Below are 20,664 nucleotides of genomic sequence, written 5' to 3' on the forward strand. Positions count from 1 at the left end.
TGATAGTCGCTTGCTTTTCTATCTGCCTTAAACCAATGAAGCCCGGCTCACGCCGGGCTTCATTGGTTACTGAAAGCAACTAATTGCTATTGCATGGCAACAATACGGGTTGTCTGAGCTACAGGCCGGGTTGACAGATTCAGCTGCTTCCGAATGCTTCCTTCGTTCGATTTAACTTCCAGTTCATACTTACCGTCGGCCAATTCATTGACATTCAATTTAACCGCATACTTGGCTTCCTTCTTGCTGATATCCTGACGGAAGATTACCTGATTCTCCGCATTGCGCAGTACAATTTCAACCGGCACCTCAGCGGTCTTACTAACCGATACCCGAATCTGGTTATCAATGGTTACGAAGGCACTGGCGTCGAATGACATTGTTTTGGGTGTTGTTGGATTGGCCAGTGTAGCTGCACTCATCAGAATAGAAACGGCCAATTTGCTCATTAACGTTAACATAGTAGTATTTGTGTTTAGTGTTCCAGAGATTGAGTTGTTGTGTTCAGTTGTTTACCTGTTCGACATACATAAGCCAAAGGTTGTGCCAATAAAAATTACCATTGATTATCAACCAGTTATCAGTCGTGCCAGAAATAATTAATGTCCGCAACTGGACAATGGCTGTTCACTTGCGGACATTATTATGGACATACAACCAACCTCTGCACAGGCAGCTACGTCTGAAGTATTACTATGGGAGATAAACTGCCAGGGCTGGCTAATTTGGCAGAAAGCAGGTAATAAACAGGCACTTTGGTAGCCCAACCAAATCTCACCCTTTCGGGCGCTGACAATCCCGGTTTGTCGGTTCGTTTACTTCATGTACTTGGTCAAATTGTCCTTGGTCACCAGTTCGAACGGGATCAGCGTTTCTTTCTCGTATGCCTTGCCTTTAGCAATGTTGATGGCGGTTTCAATGGCTTTTGCCCCCTGTTGCTCGGCGTTCTGAAAGACAGTCGCGTCTAAGGTGCCATTTTTGACCGCCTGCAACGCATCCGGAATCGCATCGATACTGACAACGACAACTTTATCTTTTAAGCCTGCACTAGTCAGCGCCTTTACTGCGCCCATCCCCATCTCGTCATTCTGAGCAAAAACAGCATTGATCTCGGCCCCATACGACTGAATCCAGTTTTCCATCAACGCCATCGACTTCGCCCGATCCCATTCGCCAGTCTGGTGTGCAATCAACTTCAGGCCAGGGTATTGTTTGAGCACTTCGCGGGCTCCCTGTTCCCGTTGTATCTGAGCAGCCTGCCCCATATAGCCATGCATCATAACTACATTGCCTTTGCCTCCTAATCGCTTTGCAATGTAGTTCATAGCAATACGCCCCGATTCAACGTCATCGGAGCCAACAAAAGCCGTTGGTTTTGCACTGGTAGCCGAGTTCACGTTGATGATTGGTATATGAGCCGCCAAGGCTTTTGTTACAGCCGGCGAGCTGGCTTCTACTTCGCAGGGATTCATAATGATCGCATCGACTTTTTGGGCAATAAAGCTTTCTACCTGTTCAATCTGTTTCAGCGCCGACCGCTCGGCATCTACTGTAATGAATTCGACATTGCTCTGTTCGGCCTTTTTGGCCATCTCGTCGTTTACATTGACAATAAATTCGTTTTGCATACTGAGCATTGTCGCCCCAACTACCAGCTTTTTATCCTGATTATCCTGCCCTTTCTCGCTGGAAGTTGATTGATTACAGCCCGTAAGCAAGACCGCCAGTATAAGAGTGTAGTTCATTAAAGTTGACTGTATGCGCATCATTTCGACTCGATTATTCAGTTAGTTTATGCTTTATTGGTTTGACTCAAACTATCCAGCACGACGGCCCCGATGATGATAATTCCCATCACGACCTGCTGGTAATACGATGTTACATTTAACAGGTCAAGCCCGTTACTGATTACGCCAATCAATAGCGCACCAATTAACGTACCGGTTATTGTTCCTATTCCGCCCGAGGTGCTGGTTCCGCCAATGATTGCAGCCGCAATGGCGTCAAGCTCGAAGCCGACACCTGCGTTTGGCTGCCCGGTCGTAATGCGGGATGTCAGTAAAATTCCGGCCAGTGCCGCCAGTCCGCCACATAGCGTGTACACGACCATTTTTACCTTGTTCAGTCGAATACCGGAGGCTTCGGCCGCCTGCTCGTTGCCCCCAACTGCATACATGTATCGGCCTAAGATCGTTTTCTTTAAAATGATGGAGCAACCCACAAACGCAAGTATCAGGATAAGAATGGGCGATGGTATACCCAGCAGTTTGCCTCCGCCAATGAAATTAAATGAATCCGATAAATTAGAGATTGGCCTTCCTTTGCTGAGAATGAGCGCCAGTCCTCTTCCTATCGTCATGGTGCCCAGGGTTACAATGAAGGGAGGAACCTTGGTTCGGGTAATTACGAACCCGTTGAAAGCACCCAGTAGCAATCCACTGAGTAAGCCCATCAATAGGGGAACCACCACCGGATATTCGTCGGGATGCGCAAATAAAGCCGCAACGACGCCAGTAACCGCAACCATTGATCCAATCGACAGATCAATGCCACCCGTTATGATAACAAACGTGACCCCAAAAGCCAGTAACGCATTGATGGAAACCTGGGTCACTATATTGGTCAGGTTCGACAGCGTCAGAAATTTGGGCGTGATTACTGCCAGAATAATGCACAGGAGAATGAATGCGAGAATGATGCCGTATTGGCCAATGCCTCGCGTACGTAGTGTATAAGTGCCCCCAACCTGATTGAAATAGCTAGTTAGTCCGTTTTTCATCCGTATTATTGGAACATATTAGTGTGGCATTGCATAAGCCATGATCGCTTCCTGAGTAGCTTCTTCTTTCGACAGAACAGCCGTTTGCTCCCCCCTCGACAGCACAAGAATTCGATCACTCATTCCTACTAATTCGGGCAATTCAGAAGAGATTATAATGACGGCCAATCCTTTTGCAACCAACTGATTGATCAGCTTATAGATCTCGAATTTCGCCCCTATGTCAATACCTCGGGTCGGCTCATCGAGAATGATGACCGCTGGCGACGAAAGTAGCACTTTTCCAATGACTACTTTTTGCTGATTACCTCCACTCAGGTTAGCAACCTTCTGATCGATGCTGGATGCTTTGATTTGCAGACTCCCGACCATGTTCGATGCGGCTCCAAGTTCGCTTTTTTTCTGAATAAATAACCCTTTTCTGTGGTTCAGTAGACTAGATAATGTGATGTTATCCTTAACCGACAGGTTCGCTACGAATCCTAATCCTTTCCGGTCTTCGCTGACATAGCCGATACCGTGTCGGATGGCATCCTGTGGAGAATTTATATTGACCCGTTCGCCTTTGACGCGAATTTCACCACGATCGAGTCGGTCGAGGCCAAAAATGGCGCGGGCAATTTCGGTTCTGCCTGCTCCCATCAGACCCGCTATGCCCAGAATTTCCCCGGCCCGAACGGCAAAACTGATGCCCGAAAATTTTCCGTCCCGACCGAGATTTTTAACCGATAAGATCTCCTCGCCTTTCCGGGCGGTCGTAGCCGGAAACAGGCTGTCGATTTCGCGGCCAACCATCATCGATATCAGGCTGTTTGTATCAATCTCTGATGCACTTTTTGTCGCTATATACTGACCATCTCTCAGAACAGTAATGGTATCGGATATGGCGAAAATTTCGTCCATCTTGTGCGAGATGTAGATGATGGCAACGCCTTTTCGGGTGAGTTCTTTAATGATCGCGAAAAGGGTAGCTACTTCTTTATCCGATATGGCCGACGTAGGCTCATCCATGATAATTACCCTGGCATCGTTGGAAATGGCCTTAGCAATTTCGACCATTTGCATTTCGGCCACACTCAGGTATTTCATTTTGGTCCTGGCATCGATATCAACGCCCATTTGGCTCAAAATAACCTCGGCCTGTTTATAAATCCGCTGATCATCGAGCCAGCCGGGCAATAGGCGGGTCATTTCCCGCCCCAAAAAAATATTTTGGGCAACGGTCAGTTCAGGCACGATCAGGATCTCCTGATGAATCATCGAAATACCTTTCTTCAGGGATTCGCTGACATTTTTAGTACTCAATTGATCACCTTCAAAGATAATTTCACCGGAATCCGGCCTTAGCAGACCGATTAAAATCTTCATGAATGTCGATTTCCCGGCCCCATTTTCACCCATCAGCGCATGAACCTCTCCTTTTCGGAGGTTTAACTGAACATTATCCAGCGCTGTAACGCCAGAAAACGTTTTTGTCAGCCCACGTACCTGAAGAATATAATCGTTATCTAGGCTCATATTCGATAAATCGGGATAGGTGCTGATACAAATATGTGGTGTTTTCGCGCTATCAGATTCGAGAGACTGACAGCCCAAAAACACCACACTAGCCTGAAACCTACTGAAGCAAGCTCATTCGTTGAACTACTTAGGGCATAGTCCACTCAACGCCGGTTTCTTTCCAGCTTTTAGAGGCTGCGGAGTCAAGAACGGCCTCGCAAACTTTCTGCGTTTCCAGTGCATCTTTGAACGTTGGCGCGCAGGGTTCGCCCGTTTCCAGACTTTTGAGGAAGTCGGCTACCTGGTGGATAAAGCTATGCTCGTAACCAATACCTAATCCGGGAACCCACCATTTGCTCATGTAGGGTTGGTCGCCATCGGTAACGTGAATGGACCGCCAGCCGCGCACAATCGAATCGTCGGCATAATCATAATACTCCAGCCGGTTCAGATCGTGTAAATCCCAACGGATGGACGCATTTTCACCATTTATTTCGAAGGTGTATAAAGCTTTATGTCCACGAGCATAACGGGTCGATTCGAAAAGGCCCAGTGAGCCGTTTTCAAAATGACAATGGAAAATACAGGCATCGTCGATACCGACGGACTGCATTTTACCGGTCAGCTGGTGCATCCGTTCTTTAACGAAGGTTTCCGTAACGGCCGACACATCCTTGATTCCGCCATTAAGCCACATGGCCGTATCGATACAGTGAGCCAGCAGATCGCCGGTTACACCCGAACCAGCAGCCTCGGCATCCATACGCCAGGTGCCGGTACCGCCCTGTGGTACGTCTGCACTAATGGTCCAGTCCTGAAGAAAGTTAGCCCGGTAATGGAAGATTTTACCCAGTTTACCGGAATCGACAATTTGCTTGGCCAGTGTAACCGCCGGAATACGTCGGTAGTTGTACCAAACGGTTGTAACAACCCCTGCTTCTTCTGCCGCATCGACCATTTGCTGGCCTTCAGCAACATTGCGGGCAATCGGTTTTTCGCAGAGAATCATTTTCCCTGCCTTGGCAGCCGCAATGGCAATTTCAGCGTGGGTGTCATTTGGCGTACAAATATCAACCGCATCGATATCGTCGCGGGCAATGACGGCTTTCCAGTCGGTTTCGACGGATTCGTAGCCCCACTGATCAGCAAAAGCCTGCACTTTTTCTGCATTGCGTGAACAAACCGTTTTCAAGACGGGCGTGTAAGCCAGTTCAGGGAAAAAATTAGGTACACGATTATATCCATTGGAATGAGTCCGGCCCATAAAACCAGTTCCAATTAAGCCAATGCGTAATTCTTTTTTGTTTGCCATTTTTAAGATAGGTTTCAGTTTTCAATTTTCAATACGATCTCCTGTCAGGATCAACGCACCGGATTCGATGCGTCAATCACTGAAGACTGTAGTTGAAAACGCACGGGCAGCCCGTGAAAACTTAGTTTATGCTTCGTACCAGCCGTGTAACTGCCGGACTTTTATCATGGTAGCCAGAATATCGTTCCACGTTTGTGGGCGCATCATTACCTCATTCGGGAACATACAACCATCCCAGCAAATATGCTTGAATGCTTTGGTAAGCTGACCGTTTTCATCCCGCAGCCAGTAGCCTGCATCATGGGCAACGTCGAGTTTACCATTTGGGTCCAGTGCCTGGCAGTGGCGGCCTGTTTTATCGTGGGAACCGGAACCGAATACGGTTCCATCATTCTGGGCAACATGGAAATCGATTGTCCAGGGGCGTAATGCTTTCGTTAGGGTCTTCAGCGCATCATTCAGCGTTTTCCGATCGCTCCAATCGAAGTTTTCGGGAAGGATGCGATCCTGTTCCCGGTTATATCCCATCGTGTATAACAAGGTATGGGCCATATCGGCCTGGAAACCCATATTCGGGCGATCAACGGCTTCCAGCGTTTCGAGCATGGTTTTCCAGCTGTGCATACCGCCCCAGCAAATTTCGCCCTCGGCAGCCAGTTTCTCGCCGTATTCAGCAGCTACATCGCAGGCTTCCTGAAAGGTTTGTACGATCAATTTAGAATTTCCGACTGGATCAGCATCCCAGGCCGTTGGCGAACTGGCCGAATCGATGCGAACAACCCCACTGGGCCGAATGCCAATTTCGCTAAGCTTCTGACCAATATGGCATGATTTCCGCACCATCTCAACAAACTGGGCGCGCTCTTCTTTGGACCCCATGGCGGGGCCACCCCAAATGGGTGCAACCAGCGAGCCAATTTTCAGATCATAGCCACCAACTTTATCGGCTAATCGTTTTATGTCGTCGTCCGACATATTGATGTCGAGATGTTCGAAAAGAGCCAGATCGACGCCATCGAATTTGACTCCATCTACCTCAGCGGCAGCGGTCTTTTCCAGCATGGTATCGAAAGCAATAATGGGTTCGGAGCCGGGGCCTTTGCCAACTACTCCCGGCCACATGGCATTGTGGAGTTTAGGATAGTTATTCTCGTTCATGAAAAGGGAAAATTTAAGATTTAATTTTTTTCAGTTTTCAGTTTGCGGAGTAACGATCCGGGCTCAAACTGAAAACTATAAACCGAAAACTGAAAACTCCCTATAACGTCAGATCTGGGTTAGACGGGCCGAAGTGCTTGAGCATGACAATTGGATCGGTGGTTGAGTGGTTCACAATCGTTACACCTTCCAGTGCTGCTTTTTCGCTCACAAAAAACTCATCGTTGGTCAATTGTCCGTACCGGATCAGAGCGGGTGTTTCCACATTCCAGACCCCTAATTTACCATGTCCCTGCATCATGATCAGACCATAGGCCGCACTATCTTTGATGGTTACGGTCGCTCCCGGTAAAACGGTGAGTTCTTTTGCACTAAACGCATCCGATTTGTAGCAAACCCAGACTTCACTATACCCCTTAGCCTTCATTTCGTCGACATCGCTAACCGGCTTTGGGCTCATAAACCGATTGGCCATCATTTGCGGATCGGTATTCAGGTCCCAATCGATGGCTTCCATCAGTTGATCGTAATCGCCGATCCGGTCTTTGGGTGTACCATTCCACAGCAACTCTTCCGGAATAATGGCTTCGTTAACCAGCGACTGATACATAGCAAATACGTCAGACGCTTTCTGTGGTTCGTAAGTACATAGGCTTCCCGGCGCGTGAAGCAGTCCAGGAGGAACATCCCAGCCTGTTCCGGGTTCGAGCCGATAGGCTGACGAATAATTTGTGATCTTGTTATCGCCTTTGGTGAAGTTTTGCAGGCATTCTTTTATCTGCTCTTTCGTAGTGCCCGGCGCAATACCAATAAAGGTATACGGGAAATCACCACCGTGGTTATTAACCTGAGGGGGGAAATAATAGGCTTCGGGTTTGCCCAGTTGCCCGATCAGCGCGGCCTGTTCGTCGTTGTGATGAAGATGGTGAGGCAATGGCCCCATATTGTCGAAAAACTTGGAGTACATCGGCCAGGCACCATACTCATTCCATAAGCGGTCGCCGATCAGTTCTCCCTTTAATTCGTCAACGGCATCTTTAAGCAAAAACAGCGTTTCGGTTCCGTCTTCGTCCTGAAAAACGATGTGACTCAGTCCCTCATTTTCACCTGTCAATGGGCCGTTTTTAGCGGGTGTAGTCGATGAGAACCAGCGCTCATCAATACCGCCACGCTCTCCACCCAGCACATAATAATCATCTGGATGTAGTTTTATGCGTCTTCCTGGTACGCAGAATGAACGCGGAACCCAAGTTGGCGTTAGCCGCAAAATTCCTTTCCCCTGTTCTAAAGCTTTTTCAGCTACGGTTACTTTTTCGGTTGTTTGCATACAGATTTATTGTTACTCGACTTTTACTAATTGCTCACAAAGTCACTAATTGCCGTTTGGTCGGTCAACACCTCGATCTCCAGATCGTAGACCCGGCGTTCGCCCAGCGCGATAAACAGCAGAGAGCCCTCTTCTCTGGCTTTGGCCTGACCAATGGGTGGATGAGTGCCCGGTTCGATGCCCGTGACATACTCACCTGCTCCCCAATGCTGCCAATTGGTTAACCAGGGAAGTTGCTCCTTCCGAAAGCGTAAGGCCAGCGCTACCCCCAGTTTGGCGTTATACAATCCGGCACTACACCGACCCGATTCATCAGCAACGATATCGATTATCGCAACGGCTTCACCAGTACCTCGATGGGTTTCCAGCGGAGCCGGACACTTCCGAAAATCATTACCTTCCCGAAAAATCTCGCCATTGATACCACCTTCACGGGTTTGCCAGTTGCCCTTCCAGATAATATCCGCTCCCTCATCGACTAAAGGCCACCCAAAATTAACATGATAAAGCAGCATATGCGGAGCCGGTGTATTGGCCCGATTGATCACTTCATCATGAATTCGAATGGAAGGCTGGCCGAGGGTACCCGATATAGTTCGCCTTAGTTCCAGGCTAGGACCAAATACTCTGGTTTCCGTTATCCGACCCGTAATGCTCATTTCAAGCCGTCCCGTAGCTGGATCAGGCTGAATTATGGATTCAATCTCTGCCGGAATATTGCTGATATGCCCATGCAAACCACGCTCACCATACGAATCCTGCTCAGGTCCACCCACATGCGTCAGTCCGCAGGTTGTCAGCAGACCGCCATTAAAGGTCCGGAGCCAATCGATTCCCCGATCCGAGAACGGTTCGGGCCGGGTGATGCCGGAATGACTTAGCCAGGCCAGGCTGTGCTGGTTGTAGAATGCATCGGCAATATCCATTGCCCGGTCAATGACCACTTTATAGCGCAGCCCCGTTCCGGTATTGATCCAGGCAATGCGGGTACCTCTTCCGGCCCCATTATCCAGTACCGCGGTTTCAATACCACCCAACTGGGCCGGATTCCCTATTTTATTATGCCAGGGTTGTAGTGTCAAAATAAGCTTATGTCAAAACTTCCCGAAACAGGTCAATTGTTTCGGGAAGTTGGCGGTTTACTATCTACAGTTGTTTCAGCATCAGGTTTCGGTATTGCACCTTCATGGGTGGTCCTACGTGTACCTGCACGCCAAGTAATCCTTTCGCTTTTCGATTAACGGTGTCATCATCCGTTACCTCACTCATCAACACATCATTGATATAGTGCTGTAAGCGATTACCCTTAATAACTAAATGAAAGGTATTCCAGTCTTCGCTTTTTATAAAAGTCTTAAGCGAGTCGGAGCTACCCAGCGAACCGGTTACATTCAACCCATTCCAGGCATTACTTTTCACGTTGGCTCGTATGGCCTCCGGCGTGTTTTCACCCGCGTAGGTTCCGATGGTTGTTTTCTGACCACGATAGGCCAGTGTTGTCCGTTTCCGCTCCTCATAATTCTGACCGGTATAGCGCATCTTCCCATCGATATCGGCCTGATACCCTCTGAGCGCAAACGGCACATCCGTTAACTGATCACTCCGATAGTTGATCCCAGAGTTTCCTGCTTCTGTGATCTTAAACTCACCCGTAAACTCAAAGTCGCCGGGTTCGCCACCCCGCCAGATGATGAACGAATTGGTTTTCAGGAGTTTATCGGGGGTTATCTCACCCGTCAAACAGCCATCTTCAACCCGCCAGTAATTCGGATCACCGTCCCAGCCTTTCAGCGATTTACCGTCAAATATCTGGACAAAGCCATCTTTACCAGACTTCTGTTTTTTCGATTGTCCCCAGGAGATTTCACTAGTACCAGCCAGTAATATAGCCAGTACTAGTCCAACGTGAGTAAGCTTGAACTTTGTTATCGACATAGTAATCATGCGTTTTGGCACCTAAATTTATTTCCCTTTCGAGGTTCCCTGAGTGCTTTTATAGATCTCACTATCCTGTTTACCTCCAGATTTCAGATAAGCCATCAGGTCGGCTAGTTCGTTAGGATTCAGGCTGTTAATAAGACCTGGATACATAATCGACTCCTGAGAATAGCGCTTCGAGGTTACGTCTTTCTTTGGAATTTTCCGGAGTTGGTCCGGCGCAAACGGGTTCTGGGAAATCGAATAATTGACCTTATCCTCATTAACCAACCGTCCTACAACAGACTGTCCATTTTTCAAATAAAAGATGCTCGATGCATACTGATCCGAGACGGTTTTGCTTGGCTCAATGATGGCCTCCAGAATATCCTTATTCGAGAATCGAGTTCCGAGTTGTGTCAGATCAGGACCGATGTCTCCACCCGATCCCTGCATACTGTGGCAACTGCTGCATAGAATTGCCGAATATATTTTCTTACCCGTATCAAAATTAGGCATCGTTTTCAGGGCACCCATGCTATCGACTATTGCCACCGCTCTATCCAGCATCCAGCGCCGACCTGGCCCTTTAGGTGAATAATCGGTCTTAACGATATCGTTGCCTGAACTGGTCAAAATATCGGCCCCGGATAGTTTGTTAAATTTATCGAACTGATCTTTAGGAACGTGATTCAGGGCTAGTTTTCGGGCTCTGTCAATAAAGCCGACGTAACTCCGGCCACCTTCATATTTAAATGCATTGCCAAACCAGCTAAAATATTTCGTACGAAGTTCGGGCGTCCAGCCAGCGTCTTCCCGGCTTAGCATCACCGCATAATAGGTTTGCTGAAGCGGTGGTACTTTCGCCAGCATTTTGGCGATGTCCATTCCATACTGAGGGTTACGCAAGATCAGATCCGACGAGGCTGTAGCTGGTTCCAGATCAAGGTTTTTACTGCCTGGTTCATCTTTTAGATCCATTAAGGCCAATGTCTTATTAACTACATTGGGCGCTTCCAGATAAATAAGCACTTTGCTTAGTCCCCGATTGAGCAACGCAGTTTTGGCCGGATACTTCGGATTCAGGTAGGCAACAATTTTGTCTTTGTCTGCCGCTTCTGGTGCTCCCATTCGCAGGAAAATCAGCTCAAAGGCGCGTAACAAGTCAAACTGCTGCGATTCAGGCAATTGGCTGAAGTTAATTTTTAGTAGCGAATTAATTGCCTTACTTTTTACATCGGCACTACCCTGACGGGCAAGGGCAACGATAGCCTGTATGGAACGCTGTGGATCGGTTTCGACTAACGCTTTTTCCTGCCATTGGGCAACTGGCTGGTGCTCGACAGCAATCCGGGCCGCATACCGTATAAACCGATCCGAATGGTTCAGATTAGGCCATGCAGCTGCAATGGCAGCCGCATTAGGCTCCCCGTGGTATTTTTCCAGACTGGTTCTAAGATTATGCTCGGCCGTCAGAACCGGGGTCGGAGGAGTAGTCGATTCAGTACCTGCGTAATAAACCCGGTATAAGTCAGATTCTAATCGGCGGCCACCCGTCAGGAAATAAAGGGCACCGTCGGGCCCGATGGCACCATCGGTTAGCGGAAGTGGAGAGCCCGAAATAAACTCTTCGCGTTCACCTTCATAAGTAGACCCTTTAGGCTTCAGATGAATGGAGTAAATAATGCCAAAACTCCAGTCGAAAGCAAAAAGAGATTGACGGTATTTTTGCGGAAATTTGGCGTTCTGGCCGTATAGCACGTTGGTAGGCGACCCCTGACCAATGTTGAGCAAGGCGGGTAGATTATCCGGATTACCAGGTAACCATTTGCTGTTACCTGTGCGCCAGCCGAATTCAGCACCACTTGTCACATGGCAGATACGCGTGGGACGGTACCAGGGCAAGCCAAAATCCCATTCCATATCCGAATCATACGTGAACATATCGCCCGCTTCGTTGAACGCAACGTCAAACGCATTCCGGAAGCCTGCACCGATCAACTCCCACCGTTTTCCTTCCGGGTCAATATTGGCAACCCAACCACCAGGTGCCATTCGGTCGTTGGCGTGTCCGCGAGGATCTTTAATGAGCGGGAACAGGTTGTCTTCTTTCCAATTAGAGGGGAGTCGATAAGCGTCCATTGGCGGTACATCTGTATGGTTACCGCTGATCACATAAATGGATTTTTTATCAGGCGATAGCACGACACTGTGCGGCCCGTGCTCACCTTCACCCTTAAGTTCTTTCAGCATCGATACCTTGTCAAACTGATCATCGCCGTCGGTATCCTGCAATCGGTATAAGCCACTAGTCTTGGGGAATTGTTTGTTAGGTCGGTTATTCACCATGACATACAAACTATTGAACGCGTATAATAAGCCCTGTGCGTAACCCATTCCAATACTCGTGTCTTTACTAATAACGAGCTTTTCAATGCTGGGTTGGGTTGAGCCAGAACCGATAGCGGGGATTGTGATGCGAAAAAGCCCACCGTATTGGTCAGATGTAATCATCCGCCCTTTGTCGTCGAAGGTCATCGACACCCACGATCCCTGCTTATTTTCAGAAGGGCTGTAGATATGCTCGGCTTTGAAGCCAGGTTGTAATTTTAGCTTGTCAACTTTAGGGTTCTCAGCACCCTGTCTGTTCGTTTCCGGGTAGCGTAAGCTAATCCAGGATACACCGACCAGAATGATTGCCGCAACCGCTAATCCGAGTTTGGCCACGTTGAATTGAGAAAACATAGTAATTCGTAGATAAAGGTTTAATGGATATTGTTGATGCCTGTCGACTTAGACTCAACCTATACCACATTTGCTGTTGTCAGTTAATAAGAGGCAATATTTTGGCATATTCTACTGATTTAGCTGGCGAATACTCAGGATACGAACTGGTCGCATGGAAACAGTTTTTTCTTTAGTTGTGATCGTCCAGTTTTCCACTTTCATGGTTTCTGCAGCCGTGTCGGTATCTACTCGTCTACCAGATAATCATTCGTTTCGCCGACGATGGCAGAACCGAGATGATTGATAATGTCGTTGATTTCGCCGAGCCAGTACGAGTGGCTTTCACTTGTTCAAGTTGTAACAATTCGCCAGTCACCTTACGGCTATGGCTGGTTTTTAATCATGCTTCGCTTCATGCAATTCTGTTCGTTCACTCTTTTATATATCGGGGTGTCGGGCTTTGACACCCGACACCCCGACAGGTAAGTCATCAGAAATTGGGCGTCAGAGCAGCCTCAACAGCAGGCAGTCCATAATAATCATCCAGGACAGTGAATGCATTCGGGGGAGGAACCGCGCCAGCCGGGAAATAATAGGCTGCCGGATTAGCTTTTACCTTCGCACCATATGCACCAATGATTTCCTTCACGCGGCCCGTTCTGGTCAAGTCGAACCAGCGTTTGTTTTCGAAGGCCAGCTCAACGCGACGTTCTTTGAAAATAGCTTCCCGCATGTCGGCCTGAGATGTTGCCTTTGTAGCAGCCAAACCTGCACGGGTACGCACCTGGTTTATATAAGTAGCAGCTTCACCTGCTTTACCCTGCTCATTTAACGACTCCGCCAAAAACAGCAGCACTTCAGCATAACGATAAACGGGCCAGTTCTGACCAGTATTGTTGTGCAGCGAGTGGGTCCGGGCGTATTTTTTGATATACGGATAGGTCTTCTCGGCTCGTAGGCTACCGTTTAATACAACGGTTCCGATGGAAATATCTTTCCGCTTATCGCCGGGTTCGTAGGCCGCAATCAGATCCGGGGTCGGAATGTTATTACTCTCCTGAGACGTAGGCTGCGGGTTCGATGTACCGGTAATTGGCGCGATCTCCGCTGCACTTATGGGAGACGGCAGAAAGCGGTAAATCTGGTTACCGTTATAGCCGGCCGAGCCTTCCATGTACTGGACCTCAAACACTGACTCCTGATTGTTCTTGTTCGTGCTGGTAAATGCAAAGGCGTTGTTGTAATCAGGCATCAGCGTATAGCCATCGTTGGTTACTACGTCTTTCATCAGCGGTTCAACCTGAGCCCATTTTTTCTGCGTCAGATAGAGATTCGCCAATAGCGTTTTAGCAGCCCCCGACGTAGCCCGACCAGCTTCCTGCTTTGCTTTATTCAGCAGAAGCTTACTGGCATCCGTAGCGTCTTTTTCAATCTGAGCATAGACTTGTTCCGCTGTCGAAAGTGGTAAGGCGGCATCTTCCCGACCCGTAATGGGGACTAAATGCAGTGGTACTTTACCAAATAACCGAATCAGATCGAAGTAGGCAAATGCTCTAAGAAACAGCGCCTGGCCCTTCAAATTGTCTTTGTTAGCGGGCGTACTGAACGTTATTCCGGCACCATCAATGAGCGCTAAAATTTGATTAGCGCGGGCAATAATCACATAATTTAACCGATACTGCACCAGCACGTTATCATTGGCGGTAACACCATTAGCCGTTGGAACAGCAAAATCAGCCACGTTTTCTGTCGGGTCAACAGCCCCATAGAGCGTGTTACGAGCATAATACGTATTGTCGGAGTGCATCTCCTCCAGAACCCAGGCCCGTTCGTTATACATCTGCCGAAAAGGTACATAAGCCCCATTGACAGCCTGCTGAAAATCGGCTTCGGTTTTGAAGAATGTAGCCGAACTCAACGCCGTTTCGGGTATTACAGTCAGAAAATCTTTCTGGCAACCGGTTAGGGCAATTCCTAAAAGCCAGGTCGCAATAAGTTTTGTTTTCATTCTATATATAAAATAAGAATGTTGAAAATATGATTTTGAAATGCTGGTCTGATTTAGAAATTCAGGTTAACGCCTAGCGTGAACGTGCGTGGAACTGGGTAGTTCGAGAAATCAACGCCCTGGCTCAAGTTGTCGCCTGGACCATCACCCGCACCGTTTCCACTGGTTTCTGGATTTGGACCACCCCAGTATTTCGTGAATATATAGACCTGTTGAGCCGACGCATATACACGGGCTGATTTGAAGAGCTTATTGACCGCCCCTATATTATAGCCCAGTGTTATGTTTTTGATGGTGAAAAATGATGCATCAGCCAGGAATTGCGAACTATGCCAGTCACGCTCAATACCCGTGAAGTTCCCGCCATTGTTCGTTGCACCGAACTGACCTGCTCCCTGAGTAATAACATTGGTCGCTACACCGGTAAGAGTACCGTTAATGTTAACCATGGTATTTTGAACACGGAAGCGGTCTTTAACACCTTCTACCATGTTAAATACGCCATCCAGGTTCGCGGTGCTGTATAAGTGGCGAACCCACAACTGATTTCCGTAGGAGCCGGAACCCGTAATCGAGAAATCGAAATTGCCGTATTTCAAGTCATTGGTAATCCCGTAGGTGAATTTCGGGAATGGGCTTCCAAGGATGGTCCGGTCGTCGGCATCGCCACCGTTCGTGATAACACCATCGCCATTTATGTCCTTAAACTTGATGGTGCCGATAGCCGAACGTCCTGGAATGACAGGTGAACTCTTGAGTTCTTCAGCATTCTTATAATACCCTTCTTTCACCAAACCATAGAATTGGCCGAAGGGCTTACCGACCTGCGTAATGTGGAAACCTGTACCACCATATACCCGGTCGATACCCGGAGCCAGCGAAACAACCAGATTGCGGTTAAATGAGATGTTGGCGTTGGTTGTCCATTTCAGTTTACCCGTTGTGTTCTTGGTTGTCAGCGAGAATTCATGGCCCCAGAACTTAATTTCGCCAATGTTGTCATTGAAGTTTGTAAAGCCCGATTCCTGCGGAACCTGTACGGCGTAGAGCAGGTTCGTCGTACGTTTCGTATAAAAATCGTAGATGAACTGGATACGGTCGTTCAGTAATCCCAGATCAAGCCCTATATCAAACTGCCTGGTTGTTTCCCATCCTAAATTAGGGTTAGCCAACGACGTAACGACGGCCCCCGTAGCAACTGTGCTACCAAATACTGCATTTGTCGTATTGTTAACTAAGGCATACGATGTGTAGTTACCGATGTTATTATTACCGATTACGCCATAACTAGCCCGAATTTTGGCAAACGAAATCTGTTGGATTGGCTTCAGAAAATCTTCATCCGACATTACCCAGCCTACCGAAGCCGACGGGAACGTACCAAACTGATTATTCGCGCCGAAGCGGGACGAGCCATCTGTCCGAACAGCCGCTGTAAACAGATATTTGCCTTTGTAGTTATACGTCAGGCGAGACAGATAAGAGGTCAGAGCCCATTGGTTTACATCGTTTCTTGTAGCGTTAGGGTTACCACTCCGGTCTATATTAAGTGCTCCCTGGATCGTTGGTAACCGATCATCGGCGTATGTATTGGCCTGAATACGGCTGAATTCCTGACGGTACCACTGATTGGTGAAACCAGCCAGCAACTCGAAGTTATGATCGTTAAAGCTGCGGGTATAGGTCGCCAGGTTTTCGTTTAGCCAGGATGTGTTTTCCAGACTCTGCCGAATCGAAACAGCCGTAGTTGGGATCGGCACGTTAATAGCGCTGGTAGCCGTCGACGGGTTGAAGAAAAAGAATTTAGAGTTTTGGTATTCGATGTTCATCGTCGACCGGAGGGTTAACCCAGTGATCGGTCGGTATTGCACATAGGCATTCGCCAGTAGGTTTGTGTTCTTGGTTTCATTGATCAGCTCTTTAGCGGCACGCAGCCAGTTAGGATACTGAAAAATATTACCTGTACTAGCCGGAAACTGGTTGAATTTGGTTAGCTCACCATTGGCATCGTAAATGGGCATTACCGGCCATGTGTGCAGCGCGTTGAACAGAATCCCGGTTCCGCGGTCACCATCGGTCCGGGGCGTATTGTCGTACACGTACGAAGGTGCTACGTTAAAGCCAACCGTTACCTTATCCGACAGGTTATAATTTGAGTTCAGGCGCAGCGAGTACCGTTTGTATTTGTTGTTCAGCACCACCCCATCCTGGTTGAAGATACCCGCAACCAACGACGTATTGGCCTTGCCGGTATTATTAGAAACACTCAGGTTATAGCTCTGAATGGGTGCCTGCCGCAGTAACGCATCATACCAGTCATTATTTTTCCCTTCATACTGAGCGGGATTCTGGAACTCGGCTGGTACGGGCTGCAACTGGTCTTCGTAGAAGTCTTTCTTGAACTGAGCGAACTCAACAGCGTTCAGCATTTTCACACGACCTCTCATAGGTACCTTCTGTACCCCCGCATACGCGCTGAAGCTAACGTTTGTCTGGCCAGGTTTCCCTTTTTTGGTGGTAATCAGAACAACACCGTTGGCCGCCCGAGAACCGTACAGCGACGTAGAAGCAGCATCTTTCAAAACCGAAAGATCTTCAATCTCATCGGGGTTAAGCTGGGCAATGTTCCCCGTTATCGGAAAACCATCGACTACGTAAAGTGGGTCACTACCAGCCGAAACCGATACCTGACCCCGAATACGGATACTAATACCCTGACCAGGCTTACCAGTAGCCTGGTTGATTTGCACACCTGCCAGACGACCCTGTAATTTCTGGCCAATCTGCGAAACAGGTAAATCTTTAATCTCTGCTGCACTTACCGTTTGAACAGCACCGGTTATTTCCTTTTTCAACTGGCTACCATAACCTACAACCACCACTTCGTTCAGGGTTTGGTCGTCGGGAGACAGCGTAACACTCACTGTTGTTTGGTTACCCACAACTACCTCTTTACGCGCATAGCCCACAAAACTAAAAACCAGCGTTGCATTGGTATTTGGCACTACAATTTTAAAACTTCCCGTACCATCGGTGTTGGTTCCCTGGGTCGTTCCTTTAACAATGACACTTACGCCCGGCAGCCCATCCCCTTTCTCGTCGATCACCTTCCCCGACACGGTTACATCTGCCAAGGCAGTAACTGTGTGTGACCTATCTTTCATTGTAACATTCCTGGCGATCAGATGCCCATTTTTGACCGCATTACTTTTCTGTACTATTACCTCCTGTGCGTAGCCTGAATAACTGCTCGTTATCAGACCTAGCACTGCTAATTGATAGAGTCTTTTCATGAGATTAACAAAAGAGATTAGGATTAAAGAACTAGCTGAACTGGCTTTCAAAAAACCAATTCAATGGCCAAATATTACCATCTCAATGCCGCCAACTTTCCCATACTTACCCACTTTCATAATTATTTAAATAAATTAATCTACATTTCCCATTGGCCACCATTCATTAATTCTGCCCGGTAGACAAGGCCAAAAAGTAGGCTGAGTGGCTCCATAGATCATTTCCTATAGCTTTTGTAGTAATTATTTCCCGAGACTGGCTTGCCCATTATCGAAAGCCTGAAAAAGTGTGACAGGCAAGCCAACCCAATTGATATCCTTCTAGCTCTCTCTTCTGTGAGCGAGGCCACCGTTATCTGATTTTCTAAAGTATATTCGATCGAAAAAATAGATTAACCAACATCTAGTTTACATATGCTATTTTATCAGCTCAATCAATTGTTCATTCGTAGCTTAACCGCATAAACATTCTGAATCCGGGTAGTAGGATTCGGGAAAACGACCTTTTTATAGAGAAATTCGTCTAACGTTTCTTCTGGAATTATTTATTATCCAGATTGCCTGTTACTATGGACTGCGCTTTTGCTGGTAGCCTTGCTATAATGAATTTAGTCAGCCAGTTCGATGCTGCTACTAGTTCGGTCTAAATTAATCCAACATGCTCCGACATATTAAAATCAACGACTATTCGAATACCCCTAAGTATCAGCAGATTTATAATTCAATTGTAGAGGGTATTGAAAATCGGGATATAATTCCAGGCGACAAATTGCCGTCCATTCATGAGTTATGTGCCGAATTCGATGTGGCCAAAGGAACCATTGAGCGAGCCTACGAGCTCCTTAAGGAAAAAGAAATTATCGAGGCCGTTCGAGGAAAAGGATTTTACATAAACTATACCAAGACTGGCCAGAACCTGAAAATATTTTTACTCTTCAACAAACTGAGTGCTCACAAAAAAATCATTTACGACTCATTTGTTGAACTACTGGGGCCTGGCGTAGCGATCGATTTCTTTATCTATAACAATGATTTCAGACTATTTCGGGATCTGATTGAGCGTCAGGCCCGTAACCATACTCATTATGTGATCATTGGCCACTTTTATGAAGGGGGTGAAAAAGCAAATGAGCTGATTAATAGCTTACCCAAACATAAGCTGATCCTTCTGGATAAGCTTCTGGAAGGGGTATCCGGAAAGTATGCTGCCGTATTTCAGAACTTTGAAAAAGACCTCTACCAGGCCCTTACGGATGCGCTCCCTTTGTTAAAAAAATACACAACACTTTGTATTCTCTTTCCCTCGTATACCTATCACCCGAAAGCAATTCTAAATGGCTTTTATAAGTTTTGCTACGAGCATAATTTTAACACTCGTGTGATTGATAATATTCAGCAGGAAGTAATCTATCCGCAACAAGCTTATATTAATCTAATGGAAGATGATCTTGTTGAACTTATCAAGAAAATCAAGATGACAACGTATATCGTTGGACAGGAGGTTGGTATTTTGTCCTATAATGAAACCCCGCTGAAAGAATTCCTGCTGGAAGGCATTACGGTAATGTCTACTGATTTTGCCCAAATGGGTCGCACAGCAGCTCAATTAGTACTCAATACCAGTGTAGAACACATCGAAAACCCGTTTCAGCTTATCGTACGAAAATCACTTTAGCGATTGCCCTGTCGATTTTATTAGTACAACACATTTCCAAAAATCCATTTGGCAATCGCTCACGTATATACCCTTGACTTTTCTTTTCAACATTTAGTTAATAAGGCTTCTCATGTAGGGTTGCCTTATTTTATTATTTTTTAAATTTACTCATATCTTTATAACATCACTAATAGTTACCATATCGCCACAAAATTTACATGAAATTTAGTAAGTTGAGTATCAACACCTGCCGCATTTTATATTTAATGGGTTGGGGAAACTACACTCGTATATTTCTGACTGACGCATCACCAGAGCTGAACTCCACCACGCTCAAAAAATGTGTCAATATGCTGCCTGGCTTTATTCGCCTGAGTAAGAGCCTGGCCGTAAACCCGACTCACATTGTACAGGTTCGCCGGAACAATGATCGCTCGGCGGATGTGCTGGTTGCCGATATCTGGCTTCCTGTAAGTCGTCGTCGTGTTACTCCGGTGGTTCGGCAGCTTAATAGTTTACCGGGTGGAAAAATTAAAGGACTCGCTCAGTTTCGTAGTCAGCACGAACCCATAGGTATACCACAAAGTGCTTTCTCTTCCAATTAGACTTTTCATAGTACTGGTAGGTGATTCGATCCGTAAAATTGTTCAGCTGACTAGCCACATTGACTCCATTTAGCCGGTATTGGCAGTAGGCCAGGTTGATTGGTGTGAATGAAGCGGTTTTGAGAAACGCCACGGCGAACCGGCGTCATGGTGTCGGTTTGAAGAAACCGACACCACATTGACTGCTTTTTTGGCAGAAAACAGTATTGCAATGCCAGCAATAGTAGCCATGTAGGACACTATTTTACCAGATTAGCCTGTAGCGTCAAATTTTAACTAGTAGCAGAATTAGCCATTGCTGCGGTAGATTTACCTTTTGTCGTCTTTCCTAGCTTATACCTGGATAAGCTGGTCCTGCGTATAAAATTTAACCTGATTTCA

Annotated in this window: 14 protein-coding genes; 2 read left to right on the forward strand and 12 right to left on the reverse strand. The window is 47.1% G+C overall.

Annotated features, from left to right (window positions below; translation table 11 throughout):
• Window positions 1-86 precede the first annotated feature (86 nt).
• The 12 genes from GJR95_RS33910 to GJR95_RS33965 form a co-directional block, all read right to left on the reverse strand.
• Entirely contained in the window at window positions 87-461 is a 375-nt protein-coding gene (locus tag GJR95_RS33910) for a DUF3244 domain-containing protein (RefSeq protein ID WP_232073971.1), read from the reverse strand.
• Window positions 462-815: 354 nt separating this feature from the next.
• Window positions 816-1,745, reverse strand: a complete 930-nt coding sequence (locus GJR95_RS33915) for a sugar ABC transporter substrate-binding protein (protein ID WP_232540952.1) — start codon at window positions 1,743-1,745, stop codon at window positions 816-818.
• Window positions 1,746-1,792: 47 nt separating this feature from the next.
• Complete coding sequence (locus GJR95_RS33920) at window positions 1,793-2,779, reverse strand: ABC transporter permease (RefSeq protein ID WP_162390075.1); 987 nt, start codon at window positions 2,777-2,779, stop codon at window positions 1,793-1,795.
• A gap of 18 nt (window positions 2,780-2,797) precedes the next feature.
• Window positions 2,798-4,297, reverse strand: a complete 1,500-nt coding sequence (locus tag GJR95_RS33925; RefSeq protein ID WP_162390076.1) for a sugar ABC transporter ATP-binding protein — start codon at window positions 4,295-4,297, stop codon at window positions 2,798-2,800.
• A 130-nt stretch (window positions 4,298-4,427) separates the two neighbouring features.
• Window positions 4,428-5,591, reverse strand: a complete 1,164-nt coding sequence (locus GJR95_RS33930; RefSeq protein WP_162390077.1) for a Gfo/Idh/MocA family protein — start codon at window positions 5,589-5,591, stop codon at window positions 4,428-4,430.
• Between the two features lie 126 nt (window positions 5,592-5,717).
• A complete protein-coding gene (locus GJR95_RS33935) occupies window positions 5,718-6,749 on the reverse strand; it encodes a sugar phosphate isomerase/epimerase family protein (RefSeq protein ID WP_162390078.1) in 1,032 nt (343 codons plus the stop codon).
• A 100-nt stretch (window positions 6,750-6,849) separates the two neighbouring features.
• Window positions 6,850-8,076, reverse strand: coding sequence for a class I mannose-6-phosphate isomerase (locus GJR95_RS33940; protein WP_162390079.1), 1,227 nt, complete (start codon window positions 8,074-8,076; stop codon window positions 6,850-6,852).
• A gap of 26 nt (window positions 8,077-8,102) precedes the next feature.
• On the reverse strand, window positions 8,103-9,158 hold the full coding sequence (locus GJR95_RS33945; RefSeq protein WP_162390080.1) for an aldose 1-epimerase family protein: 1,056 nt from the start codon (window positions 9,156-9,158) through the stop codon (window positions 8,103-8,105).
• Window positions 9,159-9,222: 64 nt separating this feature from the next.
• The gene (locus GJR95_RS33950) at window positions 9,223-10,011 is read right to left on the reverse strand and encodes a 3-keto-disaccharide hydrolase (protein ID WP_162390081.1); all 789 of its coding nucleotides are present in this window, start codon (window positions 10,009-10,011) and stop codon (window positions 9,223-9,225) included.
• Window positions 10,012-10,038: 27 nt separating this feature from the next.
• Window positions 10,039-12,738 (reverse strand): c-type cytochrome, encoded by a 2,700-nt coding sequence (locus GJR95_RS33955; RefSeq protein WP_162390082.1) that lies wholly within the window; start codon window positions 12,736-12,738, stop codon window positions 10,039-10,041.
• Window positions 12,739-13,210: 472 nt separating this feature from the next.
• On the reverse strand, window positions 13,211-14,728 hold the full coding sequence (locus GJR95_RS33960; RefSeq protein ID WP_162390083.1) for a RagB/SusD family nutrient uptake outer membrane protein: 1,518 nt from the start codon (window positions 14,726-14,728) through the stop codon (window positions 13,211-13,213).
• A 53-nt stretch (window positions 14,729-14,781) separates the two neighbouring features.
• Window positions 14,782-17,892: a SusC/RagA family TonB-linked outer membrane protein gene (locus tag GJR95_RS33965; protein WP_394370010.1), complete on the reverse strand. Its 3,111-nt coding sequence runs from the start codon at window positions 17,890-17,892 to the stop codon at window positions 14,782-14,784.
• A 787-nt stretch (window positions 17,893-18,679) separates the two neighbouring features.
• On the opposite strand from GJR95_RS33965, the gene GJR95_RS33970 reads away from it, so the two are divergent.
• Together GJR95_RS33970 and GJR95_RS33975 are read left to right on the forward strand one after the other, a co-directional pair.
• Window positions 18,680-19,696, forward strand: coding sequence for a GntR family transcriptional regulator (locus tag GJR95_RS33970; RefSeq protein ID WP_162390085.1), 1,017 nt, complete (start codon window positions 18,680-18,682; stop codon window positions 19,694-19,696).
• Between the two features lie 200 nt (window positions 19,697-19,896).
• Window positions 19,897-20,283 carry a LytTR family DNA-binding domain-containing protein gene (locus tag GJR95_RS33975; RefSeq protein ID WP_162390086.1) on the forward strand — a complete coding sequence of 129 codons (387 nt, stop codon included), beginning with the start codon at window positions 19,897-19,899 and terminating at the stop codon, window positions 20,281-20,283.
• Window positions 20,284-20,664 lie beyond the last annotated feature (381 nt).

Source organism: Spirosoma endbachense, assembly GCF_010233585.1.
GTDB classification, from domain to species: Bacteria; Bacteroidota; Bacteroidia; order Cytophagales; family Spirosomataceae; genus Spirosoma; species Spirosoma endbachense.